The following is a 20,796-nucleotide window of genomic DNA, read 5'->3' as shown; positions in this document are numbered from 1 at the left end:
ACTCAGGGCAGCGTGGACTCGCCGGCCAGGCGGACCGCGCACTCCAGCATCAGCGCGTGCACGAAGGCCTGCGGGAGGTTGCCGCGGAGCTGGCGCTGGCGCACGTCGTACTCCTCGGCGAACAGCCCGGGCGGCCCACAGGCCGCCCGGGTGCGCTCGAACCAGCGGAACGCGCCGACCCGGTCGCCGACCCGGTGCGTGGCGAGCGCCATCGTGAAGCCGCAGAGCAGAAAGGCCCCCTCGGCCTCGCCGAGCGGCACCCCGGGATGTTCGAAGCGGTACAGGTACCCGTCCTCGGCCAGCCGGGACTCCACGTACGCGCGCGTGGTGGCGTCGCCGTCACCGTCCCCGAACGCACAGCCGCGGGCCGTCGGCACCAGCAGCGCGGCCTCCGGCCCGTCGTCGTCCTCGGCCCGCCGCCAGCGGCCGTCGGGGCGCAGGCAGCGGCGCCGGGTCTCCCGCAGCACCGTGTCGGCGAGGTCGGCGCACCGGCGCCCCGCGGGTCCGGGCAGCACCTCGGCCATGCGCCGCAGACCGCACACCACGCTCAGCCGGGAGTGGGTCCACCACCGGTTCTCCAGCTCCCACAGGCCGGCCTCCGGCTTCAGCCACTGCCGCTCGACGACGTCCACGGCGACGGCGGCGGCCCGTTCCGCCTCGTCGGTCAGCCGGTCGTGCGCGGCGGCCGCGGCGAACAACTGCAGCGCCTCGCCGAAGGTGTCCAGCTGGAACTGGGCGCCCGCGTCGTTGCCGACGTGGTCGTTGCCACCGGGGTAGCCGGGCAGCCGCAGGGAGCGTTCCTTGCCGACCGGCCGCCCGTCGACCGTGTAGGCGGGGCGCACCCCGTCGCCGTCCGCGAGCACGCGCTCGGCGACGAAGCGCACCGCGTCGTCGACCAGGGGGTGCGGCCCGTGCGCGGCGACCGCGAGACCGGCGTAGCACTGGTCGCGCAGCCACGCGTAGCGGTAGTCGTAGTTGCGCCCGCTGTTGGCCCGCTCCGGCAGGGACGTGGTCGCGGCGGCGACCATCCCCCCGGAGACGCTGGTCAGCCCGCGCAGCACGGCGTACGCGTGCCGGGCGTCGCGGGGCGCGACCAGCCGCGAGCAGTCCGGGACGGCCCGCGCCCACTCCCGTTCCGTGGCCCGCCACAGCGCGTCGGGGTCCAGCGGTCCGGTCTCCGGGCCCTCGGACAGTTCCAGCACGAGGTCGTGGGTCCGGCCCTCGCGCAGCCGGAACCCGCCGCACAGCCCGGCCCCGTCCCGCCACACCGCGTCCGGTGCCCCGGCGAGCCGAAGCCGCAGCCCCTCCGTCCGGGCCGTCCACACGCCCCCTTCCCGCCGGGGGTCGCGCATCCGGACCCCGCCGAAGCCGGGCCGCGGGTCCAGATCCATGCGCAGCCGCGCCTCGCCCCGCTCCACCCGCATGCGGCGCAGCAGCACGAGCCGGTCCGTGCGGGTCGGCAGGGCCAGGGCCTCCCGGCACTCGATCACGCAGTCGGCGGTCACCCACCGGCTGATCCGGATCAGCGTGCCCTCCTCGTAGGAGCCGCCCCAGACGTGCCAGGGGTCCGCCGGTTCCACGGTGAAGTGACCGGCTCCGCCGATCAGCGCCGAGAACACCGCGTCGTCGTGCCACCGCGGGGCGCACAGCCACACGATCCGGCCCCGGGGGTCCAGGACCGCTCCCCGCTCGCCGTCGGCGAGTACGGCGTACTCGCGCAGCGCCCAGGGCGGGCACGACCTGTCCGGTTCCGGCGCGCGCCGCTCGTCGCTGTCCTTCATGACGGTACGGCTATCCCGGCGCCGGTGACCGAAACGGCGCCGTCCCGGTGGTCCCGGTGGTCCCGGTGGTCACCCCGGTAACGGATGTCACCGCGGTCCGGCCGGTCCCGTGCTCGCCGAGCGGGCCGACGGTCCACCCCGCCGCGCGGCAGTCGCGCACGATGTCCGGCAGCGCGCCGAGGGCGGCCCGCCAACTGCCCGGGGCGGAGGCGTGATCGGTGTCGTGGAGGAGGACCGTGCCACCCCCGCGCAGGTCAGCCGCGACGGTCGCGCGTACGGAGGCGGGCGTGGCGTCCTGCCGCCAGTCCTTGCCCCACGCGGTCCACAGCACGGGCCGCAGCCCGGCCCGGCGGGCGGCCGCCCAGCGTCCGGAGGTGAGGATGCCGTAGGGCGGCCGGTACCAGCGCGGGACACTTCCGGTCACCTCGGTCACCACCCGGACGGCACGCAGCACCTCGCGCGCGTCCCGTGCCGGCGACGGCCACCAGGGGCGGTCGTGCGCCCAGCCGTGGACGGCGAGTTCGTGTCCGCGCCGGACCAGCTCACGGACCAGTGCGGGATGGCGCTCGGCGTTCTCGCCCAGGACGAAGAACGTGGCCCTTGCCCCGAGCCCGTCCAAGGCGTCGAGGAACCGCGGCGTGGACGCCGGATCGGGGCCGTCGTCGAAGGTGAGCGCGACATGACCGGGGTCGCCCAGGCCGGCCAGACCCGGGAAATGGCGACGGCGCAGTTCCGGCAGCCAGGTCGCGGCCGGACCGATGTGGGCGAGCGCGGCGGCGACGACCGGGGCGGCGGCGTACACCGCCCGACCGGCGCGAAACCCGTGACCCATCGTGGTACCTCCGCTTCGTCCCCCTGCCTTCCGTCCCCCTGCTTTCCGTTCGCCTCTTTTGGGTGCCCCTGCGTTGCCGTTCCCGGTCGTCCGGACCGCGCGGTCCCGACGCGTGCCGTCCGTCCGCTCACCGCCTCACCGCCCGCCCGGGGCCGTCCCGTGCCGCCGGGGCCGTGTCCCAGGCGCCGTGCACCGACGGTGCGCGGGCCAGCCCGACACTGCCGAGGCCGATCAGCGCCACGCCGATCAGTTCGGGCAGCACCCGCACTCCGAGCAGGATCTCCTCGCCGAACAGGGCCCAGCCCAGGGCGACGCTGGTCAGCGCGTCGCCGAGGGTCAGGGCCGGCTGCGAGGCGGCCAGGGTCCCCGCCCGCAGGGCGCTCTGCAACAGCAGGAAGCTGGCCACGCCCACCACCGCGGTGGCGTACGGCGGCCACTGGGTCAGCACCTCGCCCACCCCCTGGGGGAGCCGCCCGGTCAGCTCCTTGAGCAGCGCCGCCGTACCGCCGAACCCCACCGCGGACGCCGATCCGAACAGCGCCGCGCGGGGCGCGCCGTGCACCAGGCTGCCGATCGAGGCGAGGACCGTCATGAGGACGACCAGCGCCAGCCCCGCCCAGATCCACCGGCCCCCGGTGGCGGTGTCGTGCCCGGCCGACGGAGCGGCGGAGCCCAGGAACAGCGCGAGGCCCACGGCCAGTGCCACGAACGCCAGCCACGTCCGGGTGTCCGGCCGCCGGTGGAAGACCGCACTGCCGACCACCAGCGTGAACAGCAGTTCGGTGGCCATCAGTGGCTGGACGACGGCGAGACTGCCCACCGCCAGCGCGGCCGCCTGCAGCACCGTCGTCAGCGCGAGCAGAGCCGCCCCGCCGACCCAGTACCGGTCCCGCACCAGCCGCAGCAGTGAGCGCACGACCGTGTGCCTGGCCCCCGCCCGGTCCTCGTCCTGCGCCGCGGCCCGGCGTTGCAGTACCGACGCCGCCGCGTTGGACAGCGCCGCGAACAGGGCGAGGACGACGGTGAGGACACTCACCGCGGCGCGCTCCAGGTCATCGCGCTCCCGGTCATCCGAACCGTGCGGCCAGCCGTCGGTACAGTCCCGGAGCCGCGCCCCGCACCCGGCACGGCAGACGCAGCCACGAGGGCACGTACACCTCGTCCCGGCCCCGTACCACCGCCGTGCGCACCGCGTCGGCCACGCGCTCGGGCGGTACCGGGCGGGGGCGGGAGCGCCGGTAGGGAGTGCCCCGGCGCTCGAAGAACGGAGTGTCGACGACACCCGGCACCACGTGGGTGACCCCCACGCCCGTGCCCCGCAACTCGTAGCGCAGCGAGTCCGCGAAGGCCCCGACCGCGGCCTTGGCGGCGGAGTACACGGCCTCGTCGCGCACCCCGACACTGCCCGCCAGCGATCCGATGAGCACCACCCGTCCCGAACCCGCCGCCACCATCCCCGGCAGCAGCAGCCGCACCAGCCGCAGCGTGGCCAGCACGTTGATGTCGAGCACCTCGTCGATGGTGTGCGGGGGCATGTCCAGGAACTCCCCGGCCCAGCCCACCCCGGCCCCGGCCACCAGCAGGTCCACCCGGCCCGACGTGGCCAGGGCGAAGTCGGTGAGCTGCCGGTCGGCGCCGGGGAGTGTGAGGTCCGCGGCGAACGCGGTGGCCGAGGTGTCGTCGGCCACCTGGCGCAGCCGCACCGGGTCACGCCCGGTGAGCACCAGCCGCCAGCCGTCCTCGTCACCCAGCCGACGCGCCACGGCCGCGCCGATGCCGGAGGACGCCCCCGTCACCAGCGCCGTGCGGGTCCGCGTGTCCAGGACTCCGACCGGACGCCGCCCGGGCGGCCTCGCGTGGTCCGCGTCGGGTGCGACGACCTGCGGTCCGGGAACGGGCCGGGGACGGGAGAACGCATGCGCCATGGGGACCACCTTGGCTCGGGGCGGGCACCGGGGAGCGTCCGACCGGGCGGTCGGGGCTCCGGCGTCCGGCCGGACGGGCGGTCACGGAGTATCCCCCAGGGTCCGCCCGAAACGCCCGCTTGTGCGGCGGTTTGGAAGCCGCCGCACCGGCAACTTGGTCCGCCGTGCATCCTCGCAGCCCATCAGTGCCCCGCCGGACCGGGGCCCCGCGCGGTCCGCGGGGCGGCAGACGGCTGCTGGTGATCAGCGCGAGCATGGGCGCCGGACACGACACGGTGGCCGCCGAACTGGTCGGGCGGGCCCGGGAGGGCGGCGACACCGCCCAGGTCGTCGACGTCCTCGCCCTCCTGCCGTACGGCCTGGGCACGGCCCTGCGGTGCTTCTACCGCGGGTCCGTGCGGCACTTCCCGTGGGCGTACGCCGCCCTGTACCGCCTCTTCCTGCGGCCCGGCACGGGACCCCGGCCCAGCGGGACCCCCCTGGCCCGGCTCGCCGGGAGGAGACTGCGCGAGCTGGCGGAGCGCACCGGCGCGGACGTGGTCGTGCCCGTCTTCCACCTGGGTGCCCAGTTGACCGGCCACCTGCGGGACCGCGGACTGCTGCCCGTGCCCAGCGTCGTCCTCGTGATCGACTTCGAGCCGCACCGCCAGTGGCTGCACCCCGGCAACGACCGCTGCCTGTGCCTCACCGAGGAAGCGGCGCGCGAGGTGCGGGGGAGCACCGGCACGCCCGCGACGACGTGCGCGCCCCTCGTGGCGCCGGAGTTCTCGGCGGACGACGTCCCGGGCGCGGCCCGGTGGCGGGAGACGTTCGACCGGCTCGGCTCCGGGCGGCCCGCCGTGGTGCTCTCCGCCGGCGCCTGGGGCGTCGGCTCGCACCTGGACGCCACCGTCCGGCTCCTGGCCGACCACGGCTACCTGCCGGTCGTCCTGTGCGGCGACAACCAGCGGCTGCGCCATACCCTGTCCGGCGCGCCGGGCGTCCTGGCCCTGGGCTGGGTGACGGACATGCCGGGCCTGTTGCACGCCGCCCGTGCCCTGATCGACAACGCGGCCGGCCAGACCGCCGTACAGGCGCTCGCGGCCGGGCTGCCGGTCGTCGGCCACCGCCCCATACCCGGCCACGGCGCGGACGGCGTACGACGGATGGCCGCGCTCGGTGTCTCCGAGGTCGCCGAGGACGGGCCCGCGCTGCTGGAAGCGCTGCGGCGGCTCACCGCACCGGGCCGGGACCGGCGGCGGCGGATCGCCGCCGGACGCGCACTGTTCACCGGGAACGCGGACGTCCTGACCCTGGTGACCGAGGTCGCCGACGCCGCGCGCGCGGGTGTCCGTTTCCCATGACCGTCACAGGGCACCCGCCCCGGAGCGCGAACCGGCACAAGGAGGCGACGCCGTGCGGCTCGACGAATTCCTCACCCGGGTCCGAGACCGGGGTGAGTTCCACGGCGACGACGAGGCCGAGCAGGTCGCCACGGCCGTCCTGTGGGTGATCGCGTCCCGCATCCCGCCGGAGGAGGCCGACGGCCTGGCCCGCGAACTGCCCGCCCCCCTGGACGACGCGCTGCGCCTGGAACGCGGCCGCATCGAGACCTTCGGCCGTGCGGAATTCCTCCGCAGGGTGGCCCAGCAGACCGGCGCCCGGCCGCGCACCGCCGAATGGGACGCGGGCGCCGTACTGTCCACCCTCGCCGACGCGGTGCCCCGCGAACGCGTCGACCGGCTGCTGGCCCACCTGCCCGCCGACTGCGCCGACCTCTTCGGCGGCCCGGCACCCCACTGAGCAGCGCCCGGAGACGGGCCACCGAGACCGAGGAGGCATCCATGACGGACGTCGAGCAGCGCTACGCGGACGGGGAGGAGACCCCCCTCGTCGGATACGCGGCGCTCGCGGCGACCTTCGCGGCCACCGCCGGCGTGTTCGCGGTGACGGTGCGGCGCCGCGGGGTCCGGCTCCCCGACACCGTCCCCGGCTGGGACGTGGCCCTGCTGGGCACGGCGACGTTCAAGGCCTCCCGGCTGCTCACCAAGGACAAGGTCACCAGCTTCCTGCGGGCGCCGTTCACCCACCGCGAGCGGCAGGGCAACGCGAACGAGGTCATGGACGCCGGGCGCGGTACCGGTCTGCGCCGCGCCGTCGGCGACCTGATCTCCTGCCCGTTCTGCACCTCGGCCTGGGTGGCCGGCGGGCTCGTGGGCACCTACGCCGTGGCGCCCCGGGCGGCGCGGCTGGTGTGCGCGGGCCTGAGCGCGGTAGTGGTGTCGGACTGGCTGCAGTACGCGTGGAGCCTGACCGCGCAGAAGGCCGAGGAATGATCAGCTGACCGCCCAACCGGGCGACCGCCGGGCCGGACCGGGCGGTCGGTCACCGAGGAGGCCGGCACCGGCGAAGCCCGTCACCGAGGAGGCCGGTCAGTCGCGCTCGGCGCGCTCCGCCCGCTCGGCGTGCAGCTTCTTCACCCGGGCCGCCTCCTTGCGCACGTCGGCCTGGACCGCCTGCTCCCGCTCCAGCCACTCCGGACGCTCCTGCTTCAGCGTCTCGATCTGCTCCGTGGTGAGCGGCTCGGTGATCGCGCCCCGGTGCAGACCCGCGATGGAGACGCCCAGCTTGGCGGCCACCACCGGCCGCGGGTGCGGACCGTCGCGCCGCAGCTCGCGCAGCCACGCGGGCGGGTCGGTCTGGAGCGCGTTCAGCTCGGCGCGCGTGACGACGCCCTCCCGGAACTCGGCGGGTGTGGCTTCGAGGTACACACCCAGCTTCTTCGCCGCGGTCGCGGGCTTCATGGTCTGGGTGTTCTGGTGCGACGTCATGCGGTCAAGGGTATCGATCGTGTGAGTGGCTCCCGACCACGCCCGGTAACCTGGCGGCGTGACAGCCTCGGAAGCTCCCCCCTCGTTCCGGCTCGCGTACGTCCCGGGGGTGACGCCCGACAAATGGGTGCGCATCTGGAACGAGCGGCTGCCGGACGTCCCCCTCGCCCTGACCCAGGTGACCGCCGCGGAGGCGGACGGTGTCCTGCTCGGCCGCGACGCCGACGCCGGGCTCGTACGGCTGCCCGTCGACCGTACGGCGCTCAGCGCCATCCCCCTCTACACCGAGACGACGGTCGTGCTGATCCCGAGGGACCACCTCGTCACCGCTGCCGACGAGGTGACCGTCGGGGACCTCGACGACGAGATCGTGCTGCACCCGCTGGACGACGTCCTCGACTGGGAGCGGCTGCCGGGCAGGCCCGCCCTGGAGCGCCCGGCCACCACCGCGGACGCCGTCGAACTGGTGGCGGCCGGGATCGGTGTGCTGCTCGTGCCCCTGTCGCTGGCCCGCCTGCACCACCGCAAGGACCTCACGTACCGCACGGTCACGGACGCTCCCGAGTCGAGCGTCGCCCTGTCCTGGCCCGAGGACGCGCACACGGACCACGTCGAGGACTTCATCGGGATCGTCCGGGGCCGGACCGTCAACAGCACCCGGGGCAGGCAGCCCGAACCGGCACGCTCCAAGGGCGGGAAGCAGACCTCCGCGAAGCAGACCTCCGGGAAGCAGACCGGGGGCGCCCGGCGCGGCACCGGGGGCAGCCACCGGGGCGCGAGCGGCGGCAAGGGCAAGGGCAAGAGCGGCGGACAGGGCGGCAGGACGCGCCGGCGCTGATCCCACGGACCCGGACTCCCGGCCTCGACGCGTCAGCGGACCGTCGGGCTCGGCGTCGGCGCGGAGGTGTTCACCTCGAGGCCGGGCGGCGCGGTGAGCGAGAGCACCGGTTCGCCGGGCTGCGGAGCCGGTGGCGTGAGCTGCGCCTTGGGCAGGTTCGGCGGGGCGGTCTGCTGGAAGTTGACCTGGTCGAAGTTGACCAGCCCGGTCTTCTCCAGCACGGTGATGTGGTCCAGGACGGTGTCGTTGGCCTGGTCGGCGAGCTGCCGCACCAGGGAGTTCTTGGTGTTGGCGCGGATGTTGGCGATGGCCGGGAAGATCTGGCCGTGGGTGATCCGCATGATGTTGACCGCGGTGGTGTCGAACTGCTTGCCCGTCGTGCCGTTCACGGTCGACACGAACTGCTGCTGCTGCGGCGAGGCCAGATTGGGCAGGGTGATGCCCAGCTCCGGCGCGATCCTGCGGCACGTGGCGTCCAGCCGGGAGTGGCCGACGACCAGGTGCTCCCCGGCCTCCCGCATCTCCGGCGTCGTCCCCCGCTCCATGGCCATCAGCCCGAGCGGGTGCTCCCACAGCCCCGCGGCCCGCACCTTCACCACGAAGTCCCGGTCCTGCTCGGTGAGCGGCCCGTACCGCGTGTTGGTGACGACCCGGGCCTGGTCACTGCCCGCGTTCTGCACCCCGAGCATGGTCGGGTAGGCGAGTGCGGTGAGGGTGAGGACCAGGGCACCGGCCACGAAGGCGGTCCCTGCCGTGGTGCGCGTGATGCGCATCGTGCCTCCTGGGGCGAAGACAGGCTCGGACACCAGGGGGTACGGATACGGAAGGCGATCTGATCACCGCCTCGGGCAAAACCTCGCGACCCGAGGCGCGCTCCGTCTCACCTCAGGAGACGCGCGCCGTCCGCGCGAGCCAGTCGTGCGCCGCCCGCGCGGTGAACTCCTCCTGGCCCCCGCGCACCAGCAGCCCCGCGGTGGCGAACTCCGGGGCGTCGGCCTGGGCCGCGACGTACGGGATCGCGATGCACCGCATTCCGGCGGCGTACGCGGCGGCGGCACCGGGAGCGGCGTCCTCCAGGACCACGCAGCGGGCCGGTTCCGCGCCCAGCCTGCGGGCCGCCTCCAGGAAGACGTCGGGGGCGGGCTTGCCCCGCGCCACCTCGTCGGCCGAGACGACCGTGCCCAGGTGCGCGTCCAGGCCGGTGCGGGCCAGGATCGCCGCGATCGCCTCGGGCGACGAACCCGAGGCCACCGCCATCGGTACGCCCTCGCCCGCCAGCAGTTCGACGAACTTGCGCATCTCGGGGTACGCGCGGGCCGAGCCGCGGGCGAGCCCCAGGTAGTGGCGGTTCTTGACGGCGAGCAGTTCCTCGACCGTGGCCCGCAGCCCGTACCGCCGCTTCCAGTCGGCGACCGTCTCCCGGGTGCTGATGCCCACGTACGCCTCGTGGTCGGCCCAGGTGAAGTCCGTGACGCCGTACTCGGCGAGGGTGCGCCGGCCCGCTTCGTAGTAGTTCGGCTCGCTGTCCACGAGGGTTCCGTCGAGGTCGAAGATGACCGAGATGCCGTCAAGCGTGCCCATGGTGCTCATGGCGTCCAGGATGCCAAGGATCATCTGCGGGCCGAGCGCCCGATCGACTCCACGAGCGGGAGCAGCCGGTGCGGCACCCGCTCGCGCAACGCCACCTCGCTGCGGGTGCGCACCACACCGGGCAGGCTGATCAGCTTCTGCACCACGTCCTCCAGGTGCGCGTTGTCGCGGGCCACGACGCGGGTCAGCAGGTCCCCGCCGCCCGTGATGGAGAAGGCCTCGACGATCTCCGGCACCGCCGCCAGCGCCTCGCCCACCTCGTCCAGACGGCCCTGGGTGACCTCGATGTGCACGAACGCGAGTACCGGGTGACCCAGCGCGGCGGGGGAGAGGGACGGAGCGGCACCGGTGATCACACCGTCCCGCTCCATACGGTCCAGCCGGGCCTGGAGGGTGCCCCGGGCGATCCCGAGGAGGCGGGCGTACTCCCGCACGCTGGTGCGCGGCTGCTCCAGCAGCAGCCGCAGGATGCGGGTGTCCAGCTCGTCGACGGCCATGGCGGGTGCGGCCCCCTCTCGTCGGCCATTGGCCCTCCGATGGCCGCAGGCATCCGGCGATCACTGTACCAATGGCTCACTCTGCCAGCAGCCTGTTGAGCCAGTGGTGGCGAAGATGCTCCCATAGGGGTGTCGATGGCGCTGCGGACCCCGCGGCGCCTTTTGCGTGCGGTGACTTCATGGCCGGTCGGCGAGAGCGAGCGAGGGGGCGGTAGTCAGTGCTGAAGAAGGTGTTCGTGAGCCCGGACCCGGGACGGTCCCGGCTGCGGTTCGCCGCCCGGGCCGTCCTCGGCATCGGGCTGGCCGTCGTGGTGTGCGCTCTGGCCGGGACCTCCCTGGTCGGCGCGATCACCGGCGGTCTCGCCGCCCTGCTCGCGCTCTTCACCGTCACCGACGCCACCGTGCGCGGCCAGGCCGTCACCACCGCGCTGCTGCCGGTCACCGGGCTGCCCGTGCTGACCGCCGCCGCCGCGCTGCACGACCTCCCGGTGGCCCGCGACCTCACCTTCCTCGCCGTCGTCGGCGCGGGCGTGTACGCGCGCCGCTGGGGCCCGCGCGGGCACAGCCTCGGCGTCTTCGCCTTCATGACCTTCTTCATCGCCCAGTTCCTGCACGCGACCACGGACCGGCTGCCCGAGATGTTCGCCGCCGTCCTGCTGTCCGTGGCCGCCGCCGCGGCGGTGCGGTTCGGCCTGTGGTGCTACGAGCGCCGCCGTCCCGCGCCCGCCGTTCCCGCGCCGCCGCCAGGCACCGGGCTGGCCCGCATCACCACCCGGCAGGCCGTGCAGGCCACCGCGGGCGCCGGTTTCGCCCTGGTCGTGGGACAGCTGGTGTCCGGCGACCGCTGGTACTGGGCCGTCGGCGCGACCTGGTGGGTGTTCGTCAACACCACCTCGCGCGGCGAGACGCTGGTGCGCGGCTTCCGCCGGGTCCTCGGGACGGTCGTCGGCATCGGCCTGGGCTTCCTGATCGCCGTACCGGTGGCCGGGTCCCCGGTCCCCACCGCCGTGCTGGCCGCAGCCTGCGTCTTCGGCATCTTCTACACCGCCGCGGTCTCCTACACCTGGATGATGCTCTGCGTGACCCTGCTCGCCGAGCTGCTCTACGGCCTCCTGGGCGTCCTCAGTCCCGGTCTGCTCGCCCTGCGGATCGCCGAGACCGGCGTGGGCGCGCTCGGCGCCGCGCTCGCGGTGCTCTTGGTCCTGCCCGTCACCACGCACGCCGTCACCGACGTCTGGATCCAGCGCGCCCTGCGGTGCGTGCACGCGTGCACGGCGGAAGCCGCCGCCCGCCTCGCCGGAACCGAGGGCGCCGACCCGGCGCCGCGCGTGGCGGAACTGGAGCAGCTGCTGGGCCGGGTACGCCTCTCGGTCGCCCCGCTCGTGCACCCGCTGAGCCCGATGCACGGCCGCAGGCGGCGGGCCCGCCGCGTCCTCGACCTGCTCGACGACTGCGCCCGGGAGATCCGCGGCCTGGTCGCCGTCGCCGCCGACCCCGAAGCCTCGCACGACGCACGGTTGGCCGCCGCCTGCTGGCGCGTCGAGGCCGCGGTCGAGGCGCTCACCGGCGGGGGAGCCGTCCCGGCTCGCGCGGGCGGGCCTCGCGCCGCCGAACCCGCGCTGGCCCACCTGCACGACCTGGAACACGCCCTCGCCGAACTCGCCGCGCCCCTGCGTGGCCGTTCCGGTTCGCGGCTGGCCGACGCCTGACCCGTCCCGCCCGGCGCCCCTGCGACACCCGTTTGGTCTAGACCGCACGTGATCGACTGCTACCGTCGCTCCGGGGCGGACGATCAGGGTCGGCCCTCCACGCGGCGCAGGACGAAGCGGGACGAGAGGGGCAGCGGTGACGGACGGCGGCAGGCGGCAGCGGCGGGCATACATCGGGTCGTTCACGGCGGCCGGCGGCCCCGGGATCCTGACGGCGACCGTCGCCCCCGACAGCGGCGCCCTCACGGTCGTGAGCGGCACGGACGGGCCGGCCGACCCCTCCTACCTGGCCCTGGCGCCCGACGGGGACACCCTTTACGCCGTCAGCGAGACAGCCGAGGGAGCCGTGGCCGCCTACCGGGTGAGCGGGGACAGGCCCGAGCCCGCCGGGCGGCCGGTGCCCGTCGAGGGTGACGGACCGACCCACCTCAGCCTGTACGCCGGGCACGTGCTGACCGCCAACTACGGCTCCGGCACCGTCACCGCCGTACCGGTCCGCCCCGACGGCACCCTCGCCCGCTCCGCGTCCGGCGTCCTGCGGCACACCGGCTCCGGCCCGCACGCACAGCGGCAGCAGGGACCGCACGCCCACCAGGTGCGGCCCGATCCCGGCGGGCGGTGGGCCGTCAGCGTGGACCTCGGCACCGACTCCGTACGGGTCTGCACCCTCGCGGACGGCGCCCCCGTGGTGCACCGGGAGATCGCCCTGCGGCCGGGGTCGGGACCGCGGCACCTGGCCTTCCACCCGGACGGCTCCCACGCCTACGTCCTCAACGAACTGGCACCCACCGTCACCGTCTGCCACTGGGACGCCGCCGACGGCGCGCTCAAGCCCCTCACCGAGGTGCCGGTCCTGCCGGGAGCCCCGGCGGGCGACGCCTACCCCTCCGGGATCGCCGTCTCGCCCGACGGCCGCTTCGTGTGGACCGCCACCCGCGGGGAGGACGTGCTGTCCGTGCTCGTCGTGGAGCCCGACGGGCTGCGGCTGTCCGCCACCGTGCCCTGCGGCGGACACTGGCCCCGCGACATCACCGTGTCGGACGGCTTCCTGTACGCGGCCAACGAACGCTCCGGAGACGTGACCTGGTTCGCCCTGGACCCCGCCACCGGCATCCCCCGCCGCACCGGCTCCCTCGCGGTCCCGGCAGCCTCCTGCGTCATCCTCGCCCCCGCGTAACGCCGCTGCCGGCCGACCGTGCGTGAAGGGGCCCGCTCCCGTCCCGGAGCGGGCCCCTTCACCTACGCCTGAACGCGCGAGCGCACGCGTGCCTACCGAACCGGCGCCCCCTGCGCCTGCTGCGGCGAGATCCCGAGCGCCGTCGTGTACTTGGCCAGCGCCAGCTTGCCGATCGCCGGGTACGGGCCGAGCGGCTCGGCGGTGGAGCAGCCCGCCTCCTTGGCCGCCTCCTCCAGCACGGAAGCCTCGATCTCCGGGCCGATCAGATACGGCGCGAGCGCCAACTGCTGGGAGCCCGAGGAACGCAGCTGCTCGGCCACGGACGCGATCGAGCCCTCCTCGTCCAGCGCCGCCGCTATCACCGGCACGGCGAGACGCGCGGCCAGCAGCATGCCGGTGATCCCGGCCGCCTGGACGGCCTCGTCACCGCCCACGGAGGCCAGGATGATGCCGTCCGCGGCGGTCGCCACGGTGAACAGACGGGCGCGGTCGGCACGGGCGAGACCGGCCTCGGAGAGCCGCACGTGCAGGGCCTCGGCCAGCAGCGGGTGCGGACCGAGCACATCGGTCAGCTCGGCCGCGATCTTGCTGTCCATCACCGCCTGCCGGATCCGGCGCAGCAGCGCGTTGTCCGGCCCCGCGAGCAGCGGCACGACGACCGCGACGGGGCCCTCGGGCTCCTTCACGTCCAGTCCCGCGGCGCGCGCCTGCTCGAAGCGGGCGGCGCGCTCCTCGGCGGCCCGGACGAGCACGCTGGTCAGCGAGGGGAACTCGGCGTCGTCGTCCCCGTCGAGGTGGCCGATCCGGGCGTCGAGCCCGGGCAGCTCGGAACGGGCGATGCTGATGACCTCGTCGGCGAGGCTCCGGGTGGCGCTACTGGGCGTCCCCGGCACCGCGAGGACGAGCGCCGGCGCGCCCTCGGGAGCCACCAGGGGTTCGGGACGGCGGTGCCGTCCGGGCTGGCGGGGGCGCGGCATTCGTACTGGCAGGCCGGACGCGGGCCCAGTGGGGGAGCTCATGGCGCCGCATGTTACTGGTTTCCGGGGTTTCCCTGTTCGGGGAGGGTGCGGGTGAGCGGTATCCGTCCGGTTTTGTCTGATGAGTGATGTACGGATCGGCCGACATCGGCACGATTCACCTCGTCGGCCGACCACTTCTCAGCCGCCCGGCACGGCCGTCACCCACAACATCCTGTCGTCGTCCGGAAGGGTGAGTGAGCCGGCCGCCAGGTCGGTCGCGATCCGGACCGCGCCGTCCAGCGGATCACCCTCCGCGGTCGTCCACCGGGCCTGCGGCAGCCGCTTCGCCAGCTCCTTCGCCAGCGGCGCGAGGAGCGGATCGCCGAGCCGCCGCAGCCCGCCGGTGACCGCGACGAGGGGTTCGCCGCCGGCCGGACAGACCGCGGCGGCGGAGTCGGCCATGTGCCGGGCGGCGGCCCGCAGGATCTCCGCCGCGACGGGGTCGCCGGCGGCCGCGCACGCCGCCACCTCGGGCGCGAAGGAGGCCAGGGCGGCCGGACGGTCGGAGCGCGGGTACACCTGCCCGGGCAGTCCCGCCGCCGGGCCGAAACGCTCCTCGGCGCGGGCCAGCAGCGGTGCGGAGCCGCCCTCCCGCCCGTCATGGGCGCGCAGCGCCGCCTCGAGGCCCGCCCGCCCGATCCAGGCGCCGCCGCCGCAGTCGCCCAGCAGATGCCCCCAGCCGTCCGCCCGGCGCCAGCGGGACAGGTCGGTGCCGACGGCGATCAGGCCGGTGCCCGCGGCCACCACCGTCCCGGCCCGCGGACCCAGCGCGCCCACGTACGCGGTCACGGCGTCGGCGGCCAGGGCGACCGTCCGCACGCCCAGCTCCCGGGCCAGCGCGCCCGGCAGTTCGGCGCGCAGCGCGTCGCCCAGCGTGGCCAGCCCGGCGGCCCCGAGTACGACGGTGCCCAGCCGGGTGACGCCGGTCTCGGCGGCCAACGCCCTGGCCATGGGCAGCAGTTGCCCCATGAGGTGCCCGGGGTCGATCCCGCGCGCACCGGTGCGAACGGGCTCCCCCGAGACCCGCCGACCGAGCGCGCCGTGTCCGCCTCCGCTGCCTCCGGCTCCGCCGCCTCCGCCTGCGTCGACGGCGCCGACGACGACGCGCAGCCCCGAGCCGCCCGAGTCCACGGCCAGGAAGCCGGCGCTCACGGCAGGCGCCAGTCGACCGGCTGACCTCCCAGGCGCATCAGCAGGTCGTTGGCCCGGCTGAACGGACGGGAACCGAAGAAGCCCCGGTCGGCGGACATCGGGGACGGGTGCGCGGACTCCACGGCCGGCAGGTCGCCGAGCAACGGCCGCAGATTGCGCGCGTCACGGCCCCAGAGGATGGACACCATCGGCTTGCCGCGCGCCGCGAGCGCCCGTATCGCCTGCTCGGTGACCTCCTCCCAGCCCTTGCCGCGGTGGGCCGCGGGCTTGCGCGGGGCCGTGGTGAGCGCCCTGTTGAGCAGCAGCACGCCCTGCTGTGTCCAGGGCGTCAGATCCCCGTTGGAGGGCTGCGGGAGATTCAGGTCGGTGTTCAGCTCCCGGAAGATGTTGACGAGGCTGCCGGGCAAGGGGCGTACCTCGGGCGCGACGGAGAACGACAGTCCGACGGCGTGCCCCGGAGTGGGATAGGGGTCCTGCCCGACGATCAGGACCCGTACGTCGTCGAAGGGCTGCTGGAAGGCCCGCAGGACGTTCGCCCCGGCCGGGAGGTAGGTGCGTCCGGCGGCGATCTCCGCGCGCAGGAACTCGCCCATCGCGGTGATCCGCCCGGCGACGGGTTCCAGGGCCTTCGCCCATCCCGCTTCGACGATTTCGTTCAAGGGTCGTGGTGCCACGGGCGTCACCCTACTGCCGTACGGGCGACGCCGATCAACCGGTGGCCGAGACCGGTCCCCCCGTTCCGGTTCATCCGACGACCGCGGCCCGCACGCACAGCACGTCCGGCAGGTGGGAGGCCAACTGCCGCCAGCTGTCGCCGTCGTCGGCCGACGCGAACACCTCGCCGTTGCGGTTGCCGAAGTACACGCCCGCCCGGTCCGCGTCGTCCGTGGACAGCGCGTCGCGCAGCACCGTGCCGTAGTGGTCCTCCTGGGGCAGGCCCGCCGAGAGCGGCTCCCAGCTCTTGCCCGCGTCCGAGGTGCGGAAGACCCGGCACCTGTGGTCGGCGGGGACCCGGTCGGCGTCGGCGTTGATCGGGAAGACGTACGCGGTGTCGCCGCGGTGCGGATGGGCGGCCACCGCGAAACCGAACGTGGAGGGCAGGCCCTCGCCGATGTCCGTCCAGTGCGCTCCGGCGTCGTCGCTGCGGTACACCCCCCAGTGATTCTGGAGGTACAGGCGGTCCGGGTTGGCAGCGTCCCGCGCGACCTTGTGCACGCACTGGCCGAACTCCGGGTCGGGGTCCGGCAGGAAGACGGCGGAGACGCCCGAGTTCGACGGTGTCCAGCTCGCGCCGCCGTCGGTGGTGCGGAACACGCCCGCGGTCGACACGGCGACCGTCACCGACCGGGGGTCGCGCCGGTCGGTGAGGACGGTGTGCAGCCCCTCACCGCCACCGCCCGGCACCCACTTCGAGCGCGTGGGGTGCTCCCACAGCGGGCGGACCAGTTCGAAGCTCTCACCGCGGTCCTCCGAGCGGTACAGCGCCGCCGGTTCCGTGCCCGCGTACACCACGTCCGGCTCGGCGGCCGCCGGGTGCAGCTGCCACACCCGCTCCAGGGAGGCGCCGGTCTCCTTGGGGAACTTGACGGCGGGCGCGGCCGGTTCGGTCCAGGTCCGGCCCAGGTCGTCGGAGTGGAACACCGACGGCCCCCAGTGCGCGCTGTCACCGCCGGCCAGCAGCCGCGGGGTGTCGCCGCGGGTGTCGAGGGCGACCGAGTAGACGGCCTGTGCGTTGAAGTAGGGACTCTCGTCGAACTCCCAGCTGTCAACCCGCCGGCGCCCGATGAACAGGCCCTTGCGGGTGCCCACGGCGAGCAGTACCTCGGTCATGCCGATCACCTCCGCGGCGTCCTCGTCGACGCCTTTGTCTCGGACACGGGCCAGTCTGCACCGAGCCACTGACAGTCACCCCTGCAAAGGATGCCGCCGCAGGTCAGACGGTGGCGTCGGGTCCGCTGGGGGTGCCTTCGCGCCGAGCGCTCAGCTCCCGCCCGGCAGCGCCCGCGCCAGGATCCCGCCGAGGTCGGCCGTGTCCGGCAGGGTGCCGAAGGCGTGCCCCCAGTCACCGCCGAGCCGGGTGGCGCAGAAGGCGTCCGCGACGGCCGGCGGGGCGTGCCGCACCAGCAGGGAGGCCTGGAGGGTGAGGGCCATCAGCTCCACCAGGCGGCGGGCACCGGTCTCGGACGCCTCGCCGAGCCCCGCCCGGAGCCGGGCCACCGCGGCGTCCAGCCGGGCGTCCGCCCCGCGCGCCAGGGCCAGTTCCTCGAAGAGGGCGTGTGCGCAGGCGGGGGAGCGGCCGAGGGCCCGCAGCACGTCGAGGGCGTTGACGTTTCCCGAGCCCTCCCAGATCGACAGCAGCGGCGCCTCGCGGTAGTGGCGCGGCATGCCCGACTCCTCCACGTAGCCGTTGCCGCCCAGGCACTCCAGGGCCTCCGCGGTGAACGCCGGCCCCCGCTTGGTCACCCAGTACTTGCCTGCGGCGGTGGCGATCCGCCGGAACGCCGCCTCCCCGGCGTCGCCGCGCACGGCACGGTCGGCCGCGCCGGCGAGGCGCAGGGTGAGGGTGGTCGCGGCCTCGGACTCCAGCGCGAGGTCGGCCAGGACGTTGCGCATCAGCGGCTGGTCCACCAGCCGGGCGCCGAACGCGCTGCGGTGCCGTACGTGGTGACCGGCCTCGACGAGGGTCTTGCGCATCAGCGTCGCCGAGGCCATCACGCAGTCCAGCCGGGTGCAGTTGACCATCTCGATGATCGTCTTGACGCCCTGCCCCTCGGGCCCGACCAGCCAGGCCACCGTCCCGTCGAACTCGGGCTCCGAGGAGGCGTTGGACCGGTTGCCGAGCTTGTCCTTCAGACGCTGGACGCGGAACGTGTTGCGGCTGCCGTCGGGCAGCACGCGCGGCACCAGGAAGCACGACAGGCCCCCGGGAGCCTGCGCCAGCACCAGGAACACGTCGCACATCGGCGCCGACGTGAACCACTTGTGGCCGCGCAGCGTGTAGACGCCGGGCTCGGCGGTCGGAGCGGCCGTCGTGGTGTTCGTGCGGACGTCCGAGCCGCCCTGCTTCTCGGTCATCCCCATGCCGGCCAGCAGGCCGCGCTTGCCGGTGGGCGTCCGCAGCCCCGGTTCGTACTCCCGCGAGGTCAGCAGCGGCTCGTAGACCTCGGCCAGGTCCGGCTGGGCGCGCAGGGCCGGGACGGCCGCGTACGTCATCGAGGTCGGACACCCGTGCCCCGCCTCCGTGTGACCCCAGACGAGGCCGCCGGCGGTCCGCGCGACGTGGGCGCCCGCCCGGTCGTCGGCCCACGGCGCGCCGGCCAGGCCCTCGCCGACCGCCACCCGCATCAGGTGGTGCCAGCTCGGGTGGTACTCGACCTCGTCGACCCGGTTGCCGTACCGGTCGTGCGTGCGCAGCACGGGCTCGTGCCGGTTCGCGAGGTCGCCCCAGTCCTGCGCCTCGACGCTGCCCGCCCGGCGGCCCAGCCGCCGCAGGCCGTCCTCGGCCCACCCGGCGCCCTCCCGCCGCACGCCCTCCAGCAGGACCGTGTCGTCCGACGCGTCGTAGGGGGCCAGGGGAGGAGGCTGGTTGGTGACGTCGTGCGTCGCGTAGCCCTCCGGGCGGCCCCAGGGCTCCTCGGACGGCTCGTAGGACTCGTACGGCGGTTCCTGTGCGAGTGTCGTCATGAGGCGAGTGTTGCATTCCCGCTGCGGTCGCAGCAATAGTGCAACACCGGGGGCGCACGTACAGTACGTGCTCATGTGGACGAACGACACGTGCCCGCGCGGATGAGCGGTTCCGGGGCCGCCGGCGGGCTCACCCTGCGTCCGCTGTCCGCGCGGTCGGTGATGCTCAGCCTGCTGCTCGGCACGCACCCTCCGGAACTGCCGGCGCGGGACCTGGTGCGGCTCGTGGAGAAGTTCGACGTCGGCGCATCCACCGCGCGCGCGGCGCTGAGCCGGATGGCCGCCGCCGGGGACCTGCGCCGCACGGGCACCGGCTACCGGCTCAGCGAGCGGCTGCTGGAGCGCCAGCGACGCCAGGACGAGGCACTGCGCCCGCACACGCGCGCGTGGGACGGCGACTGGGAGACGCTCGTGATCACCGCGACCGGGCGAGGTCCCGCCGCCCGCGCCGAGCTGCGGACCGGGCTGAGAGCGCTGCGTCTGGCCGAACTCCGCGAGGGCGTCTGGCTGCGTCCCGCCAACCTCGACCGCCCGCTGCCCGCGGGGCTCGCCGGGGTGGCCGAGCGGCTCGTCTCACGTCCCGAGGCCCCGGCCGGTGAACTGGCCGCGCGCCTGTGGCCGCTGGGCGACTGGGCGGACACGGCACGGGCGCTGCTCGCCCATGTCGACCGGGCCCGGCGTCCGGCCGACCGCCTCACCGCCTTCGCGGCCGTCGTGCGGCACCTGCTCGCCGACCCGGTGCTGCCCGCGGAGCTGCTCCCGCCCGAATGGCCGGGGACTGCCCTGCGGGACGCCTACGCGCGCTACCAGCGGGAGCAGTCCGGACAGGTCCGGGCGCACGGCGCCCGGACCTGACGCGTCACTTGTAGGTGATGTCGGACGAGGAGTACTTGCAGTACGTGCCGTCGGCGCCCGAGCCGTTCGAGTCCGGCTCGTCGCCGTCGTCGTTGCCGATGTACTTCTGGCACGGGACGATCTTCTTGCCGCTGTCCCCGACGATCGTGATGTTGCGCAGGGTCGCGCTGTCGCCGTAGTTGGTGTTGATCCCGGCGATCCTGCCGCCCTTCCAGTTCACCTCGAGCCCGCTGAGGTTGATCGTCCGCTTGTACTGCGTCGAACAGTTGCCGCAGGAGCGGACGAAGGTGCCGAAGTTCTTGACGGCGAAGCCGGAGACGTTCAGGGTGCCGGCCCCGTTGAACTGGAACACCTTGTCGCTGGCCTCCTTGGCGCCGCCGCCCGAGACCGTGTAGACGTTCGACGACGAGGAGCCACGGAAGGTCGCCGCGTCCTCGCCGACGTCCTCCCACCAGACGTTCTGGAGCGTGCAACTGCCCTTGCAGTGGACGCCGTCCGCGGCGGGGGCGCCGATGATCACGTTCTTGAGGACGGCGCCGGGGGCGAGTTCCAGGATCGGGCCCTGGTCCTCGTCCTGGCCGCCGGAGCCCAGGTCGCCGGTGCCGTACAGGCGCTTCATCCCGTAGTCCTTGGTGCCGGACACCGAGATGGTGGAGGAGACGCCCTGGCTGCCGTTGGGGGTCGGCCAGGTGGCGGCGTGCGCCGAGGAGGCCCCGGAGGTCATGAGCATGCCAGCCGACAGCCCGAAGGCGGCGAGCGCTCCGGCCGCCGCCCGCCGTGGTGCGCGAAGGGGTTTCGCAACGGTCATGTTCTGATCCCTTCCAGAGGGAGTGGGGGTGGAACGGAACATGTACGTGAACGATGAACTTCATCATGGCCGCTGTCACGGACGTCAGGGCGTGCTGGTGGGGAATGTCCGGCCCCGCA

At 74.6% G+C, this 20,796-nt stretch carries 21 protein-coding genes; 7 read left to right on the top strand and 14 right to left on the bottom strand.

What is annotated here, in order from left to right; all coding sequences use genetic code 11:
• Positions 1 to 2 precede the first annotated feature (2 nt).
• The 4 genes from ACZ6IM_RS06620 to ACZ6IM_RS06605 all read right to left on the bottom strand — a co-directional run bounded on the left by ACZ6IM_RS06620 (position 3) and on the right by ACZ6IM_RS06605 (position 4,538).
• Positions 3 to 1,781, bottom strand: coding sequence for a glycoside hydrolase family 15 protein (locus tag ACZ6IM_RS06620; protein WP_469554578.1), 1,779 nt, complete (start codon positions 1,779 to 1,781; stop codon positions 3 to 5).
• Between the two features lie 10 nt (positions 1,782 to 1,791).
• Positions 1,792 to 2,613: a polysaccharide deacetylase family protein gene (locus ACZ6IM_RS06615; RefSeq protein WP_469554577.1), complete on the bottom strand. Its 822-nt coding sequence runs from the start codon at positions 2,611 to 2,613 to the stop codon at positions 1,792 to 1,794.
• 127 nt (positions 2,614 to 2,740) lie between these two features.
• Complete coding sequence (locus ACZ6IM_RS06610) at positions 2,741 to 3,649, bottom strand: DMT family transporter (RefSeq protein WP_469554575.1); 909 nt, start codon at positions 3,647 to 3,649, stop codon at positions 2,741 to 2,743.
• Positions 3,650 to 3,680: 31 nt separating this feature from the next.
• On the bottom strand, positions 3,681 to 4,538 hold the full coding sequence (locus ACZ6IM_RS06605) for an SDR family NAD(P)-dependent oxidoreductase (protein ID WP_469554573.1): 858 nt from the start codon (positions 4,536 to 4,538) through the stop codon (positions 3,681 to 3,683).
• 185 nt (positions 4,539 to 4,723) lie between these two features.
• Between ACZ6IM_RS06605 and ACZ6IM_RS06600 the strand changes: the two genes are divergently transcribed.
• Genes ACZ6IM_RS06600 through ACZ6IM_RS06590 form a run of 3 tightly spaced genes read left to right on the top strand, consistent with a single transcriptional unit; the run spans position 4,724 to position 6,853 of the window.
• Positions 4,724 to 5,881 carry an MGDG synthase family glycosyltransferase gene (locus ACZ6IM_RS06600; protein ID WP_469554572.1) on the top strand — a complete coding sequence of 386 codons (1,158 nt, stop codon included), beginning with the start codon at positions 4,724 to 4,726 and terminating at the stop codon, positions 5,879 to 5,881.
• A gap of 52 nt (positions 5,882 to 5,933) precedes the next feature.
• Positions 5,934 to 6,320, top strand: a complete 387-nt coding sequence (locus tag ACZ6IM_RS06595) for a DUF2267 domain-containing protein (protein ID WP_052837082.1) — start codon at positions 5,934 to 5,936, stop codon at positions 6,318 to 6,320.
• Positions 6,321 to 6,361: 41 nt separating this feature from the next.
• The gene (locus ACZ6IM_RS06590; RefSeq protein ID WP_469554570.1) at positions 6,362 to 6,853 is read left to right on the top strand and encodes a DUF1360 domain-containing protein; all 492 of its coding nucleotides are present in this window, start codon (positions 6,362 to 6,364) and stop codon (positions 6,851 to 6,853) included.
• A gap of 96 nt (positions 6,854 to 6,949) precedes the next feature.
• Here ACZ6IM_RS06590 and ACZ6IM_RS06585 read toward each other — a convergent pair whose 3' ends face one another.
• Positions 6,950 to 7,348 (bottom strand): DUF5997 family protein, encoded by a 399-nt coding sequence (locus ACZ6IM_RS06585; protein ID WP_469554569.1) that lies wholly within the window; start codon positions 7,346 to 7,348, stop codon positions 6,950 to 6,952.
• A 58-nt stretch (positions 7,349 to 7,406) separates the two neighbouring features.
• Here ACZ6IM_RS06585 and ACZ6IM_RS06580 point away from each other — a divergent pair, with 58 nt between their 5' ends.
• Positions 7,407 to 8,186, top strand: a complete 780-nt coding sequence (locus ACZ6IM_RS06580; protein ID WP_469554568.1) for a LysR substrate-binding domain-containing protein — start codon at positions 7,407 to 7,409, stop codon at positions 8,184 to 8,186.
• Positions 8,187 to 8,218: 32 nt separating this feature from the next.
• On the opposite strand, the gene ACZ6IM_RS06575 is transcribed toward ACZ6IM_RS06580, so the two are convergent.
• From ACZ6IM_RS06575 to ACZ6IM_RS06565, 3 genes are all read right to left on the bottom strand, one after another.
• A complete protein-coding gene (locus tag ACZ6IM_RS06575) occupies positions 8,219 to 8,959 on the bottom strand; it encodes a DUF4142 domain-containing protein (protein ID WP_052837086.1) in 741 nt (246 codons plus the stop codon).
• Between the two features lie 112 nt (positions 8,960 to 9,071).
• Positions 9,072 to 9,767, bottom strand: a complete 696-nt coding sequence (locus tag ACZ6IM_RS06570; protein WP_469555248.1) for an HAD family hydrolase — start codon at positions 9,765 to 9,767, stop codon at positions 9,072 to 9,074.
• A 29-nt stretch (positions 9,768 to 9,796) separates the two neighbouring features.
• A complete protein-coding gene (locus ACZ6IM_RS06565; RefSeq protein ID WP_052837087.1) occupies positions 9,797 to 10,273 on the bottom strand; it encodes an Lrp/AsnC family transcriptional regulator in 477 nt (158 codons plus the stop codon).
• Positions 10,274 to 10,491: 218 nt separating this feature from the next.
• On the opposite strand from ACZ6IM_RS06565, the gene ACZ6IM_RS06560 reads away from it, so the two are divergent.
• Complete coding sequence (locus tag ACZ6IM_RS06560; RefSeq protein ID WP_052837088.1) at positions 10,492 to 11,982, top strand: FUSC family protein; 1,491 nt, start codon at positions 10,492 to 10,494, stop codon at positions 11,980 to 11,982.
• Between the two features lie 136 nt (positions 11,983 to 12,118).
• The gene (locus ACZ6IM_RS06555) at positions 12,119 to 13,159 is read left to right on the top strand and encodes a lactonase family protein (RefSeq protein WP_052837089.1); all 1,041 of its coding nucleotides are present in this window, start codon (positions 12,119 to 12,121) and stop codon (positions 13,157 to 13,159) included.
• Positions 13,160 to 13,251: 92 nt separating this feature from the next.
• On the opposite strand, the gene ACZ6IM_RS06550 is transcribed toward ACZ6IM_RS06555, so the two are convergent.
• From ACZ6IM_RS06550 to ACZ6IM_RS06530, 5 genes are all read right to left on the bottom strand, one after another.
• Positions 13,252 to 14,178, bottom strand: coding sequence for a sirohydrochlorin chelatase (locus tag ACZ6IM_RS06550; RefSeq protein WP_123621935.1), 927 nt, complete (start codon positions 14,176 to 14,178; stop codon positions 13,252 to 13,254).
• Between the two features lie 138 nt (positions 14,179 to 14,316).
• Positions 14,317 to 15,330: an N-acetylglucosamine kinase gene (locus ACZ6IM_RS06545; RefSeq protein WP_052837091.1), complete on the bottom strand. Its 1,014-nt coding sequence runs from the start codon at positions 15,328 to 15,330 to the stop codon at positions 14,317 to 14,319.
• Positions 15,327 to 16,004: a uracil-DNA glycosylase gene (locus tag ACZ6IM_RS06540; RefSeq protein WP_052837092.1), complete on the bottom strand. Its 678-nt coding sequence runs from the start codon at positions 16,002 to 16,004 to the stop codon at positions 15,327 to 15,329. Before ACZ6IM_RS06540 ends, ACZ6IM_RS06545 begins: the two co-directional genes overlap by 4 nt.
• 70 nt (positions 16,005 to 16,074) lie before the next feature.
• The gene (locus ACZ6IM_RS06535; RefSeq protein WP_469554564.1) at positions 16,075 to 17,229 is read right to left on the bottom strand and encodes a WD40/YVTN/BNR-like repeat-containing protein; all 1,155 of its coding nucleotides are present in this window, start codon (positions 17,227 to 17,229) and stop codon (positions 16,075 to 16,077) included.
• An 81-nt stretch (positions 17,230 to 17,310) separates the two neighbouring features.
• Positions 17,311 to 19,014, bottom strand: a complete 1,704-nt coding sequence (locus ACZ6IM_RS06530; protein ID WP_052837093.1) for a DNA alkylation response protein — start codon at positions 19,012 to 19,014, stop codon at positions 17,311 to 17,313.
• A 102-nt stretch (positions 19,015 to 19,116) separates the two neighbouring features.
• Here ACZ6IM_RS06530 and ACZ6IM_RS06525 point away from each other — a divergent pair, with 102 nt between their 5' ends.
• The gene (locus tag ACZ6IM_RS06525; RefSeq protein WP_052837094.1) at positions 19,117 to 19,869 is read left to right on the top strand and encodes a PaaX family transcriptional regulator C-terminal domain-containing protein; all 753 of its coding nucleotides are present in this window, start codon (positions 19,117 to 19,119) and stop codon (positions 19,867 to 19,869) included.
• Positions 19,870 to 19,873: 4 nt separating this feature from the next.
• On the opposite strand, the gene ACZ6IM_RS06520 is transcribed toward ACZ6IM_RS06525, so the two are convergent.
• Positions 19,874 to 20,677, bottom strand: a complete 804-nt coding sequence (locus tag ACZ6IM_RS06520) for a pectate lyase (RefSeq protein ID WP_052837095.1) — start codon at positions 20,675 to 20,677, stop codon at positions 19,874 to 19,876.
• Positions 20,678 to 20,796: the final 119 nt, after the last annotated feature.

The organism is Streptomyces sp. NPDC042336 (genome assembly GCF_055581985.1).
This window is presented reverse-complemented; position numbering and strand designations above follow the sequence as displayed.

Bases quoted from the DNA above. Each gene is read 5' to 3' on its own strand.
- ACZ6IM_RS06620 (WP_469554578.1), bottom strand. From the start codon at position 1,781: ATGAAGGACAGCGACGAGCGGCGCGCGCCGGAACCGGACAGGTCGTGC.
- ACZ6IM_RS06615 (WP_469554577.1), bottom strand. From the start codon at position 2,613: ATGGGTCACGGGTTTCGCGCCGGTCGGGCGGTGTACGCCGCCGCCCCG.
- ACZ6IM_RS06605 (WP_469554573.1), bottom strand. From the start codon at position 4,538: ATGGCGCATGCGTTCTCCCGTCCCCGGCCCGTTCCCGGACCGCAGGTC.
- ACZ6IM_RS06590 (WP_469554570.1), top strand. From the start codon at position 6,362: ATGACGGACGTCGAGCAGCGCTACGCGGACGGGGAGGAGACCCCCCTC.
- ACZ6IM_RS06585 (WP_469554569.1), bottom strand. From the start codon at position 7,348: ATGACGTCGCACCAGAACACCCAGACCATGAAGCCCGCGACCGCGGCG.
- ACZ6IM_RS06575 (WP_052837086.1), bottom strand. From the start codon at position 8,959: ATGCGCATCACGCGCACCACGGCAGGGACCGCCTTCGTGGCCGGTGCC.
- ACZ6IM_RS06570 (WP_469555248.1), bottom strand. From the start codon at position 9,767: ATGGGCACGCTTGACGGCATCTCGGTCATCTTCGACCTCGACGGAACC.
- ACZ6IM_RS06565 (WP_052837087.1), bottom strand. From the start codon at position 10,273: ATGGCCGTCGACGAGCTGGACACCCGCATCCTGCGGCTGCTGCTGGAG.
- ACZ6IM_RS06550 (WP_123621935.1), bottom strand. From the start codon at position 14,178: ATGAGCTCCCCCACTGGGCCCGCGTCCGGCCTGCCAGTACGAATGCCG.
- ACZ6IM_RS06530 (WP_052837093.1), bottom strand. From the start codon at position 19,014: ATGACGACACTCGCACAGGAACCGCCGTACGAGTCCTACGAGCCGTCC.
- ACZ6IM_RS06525 (WP_052837094.1), top strand. From the start codon at position 19,117: ATGAGCGGTTCCGGGGCCGCCGGCGGGCTCACCCTGCGTCCGCTGTCC.
- ACZ6IM_RS06520 (WP_052837095.1), bottom strand. From the start codon at position 20,677: ATGACCGTTGCGAAACCCCTTCGCGCACCACGGCGGGCGGCGGCCGGA.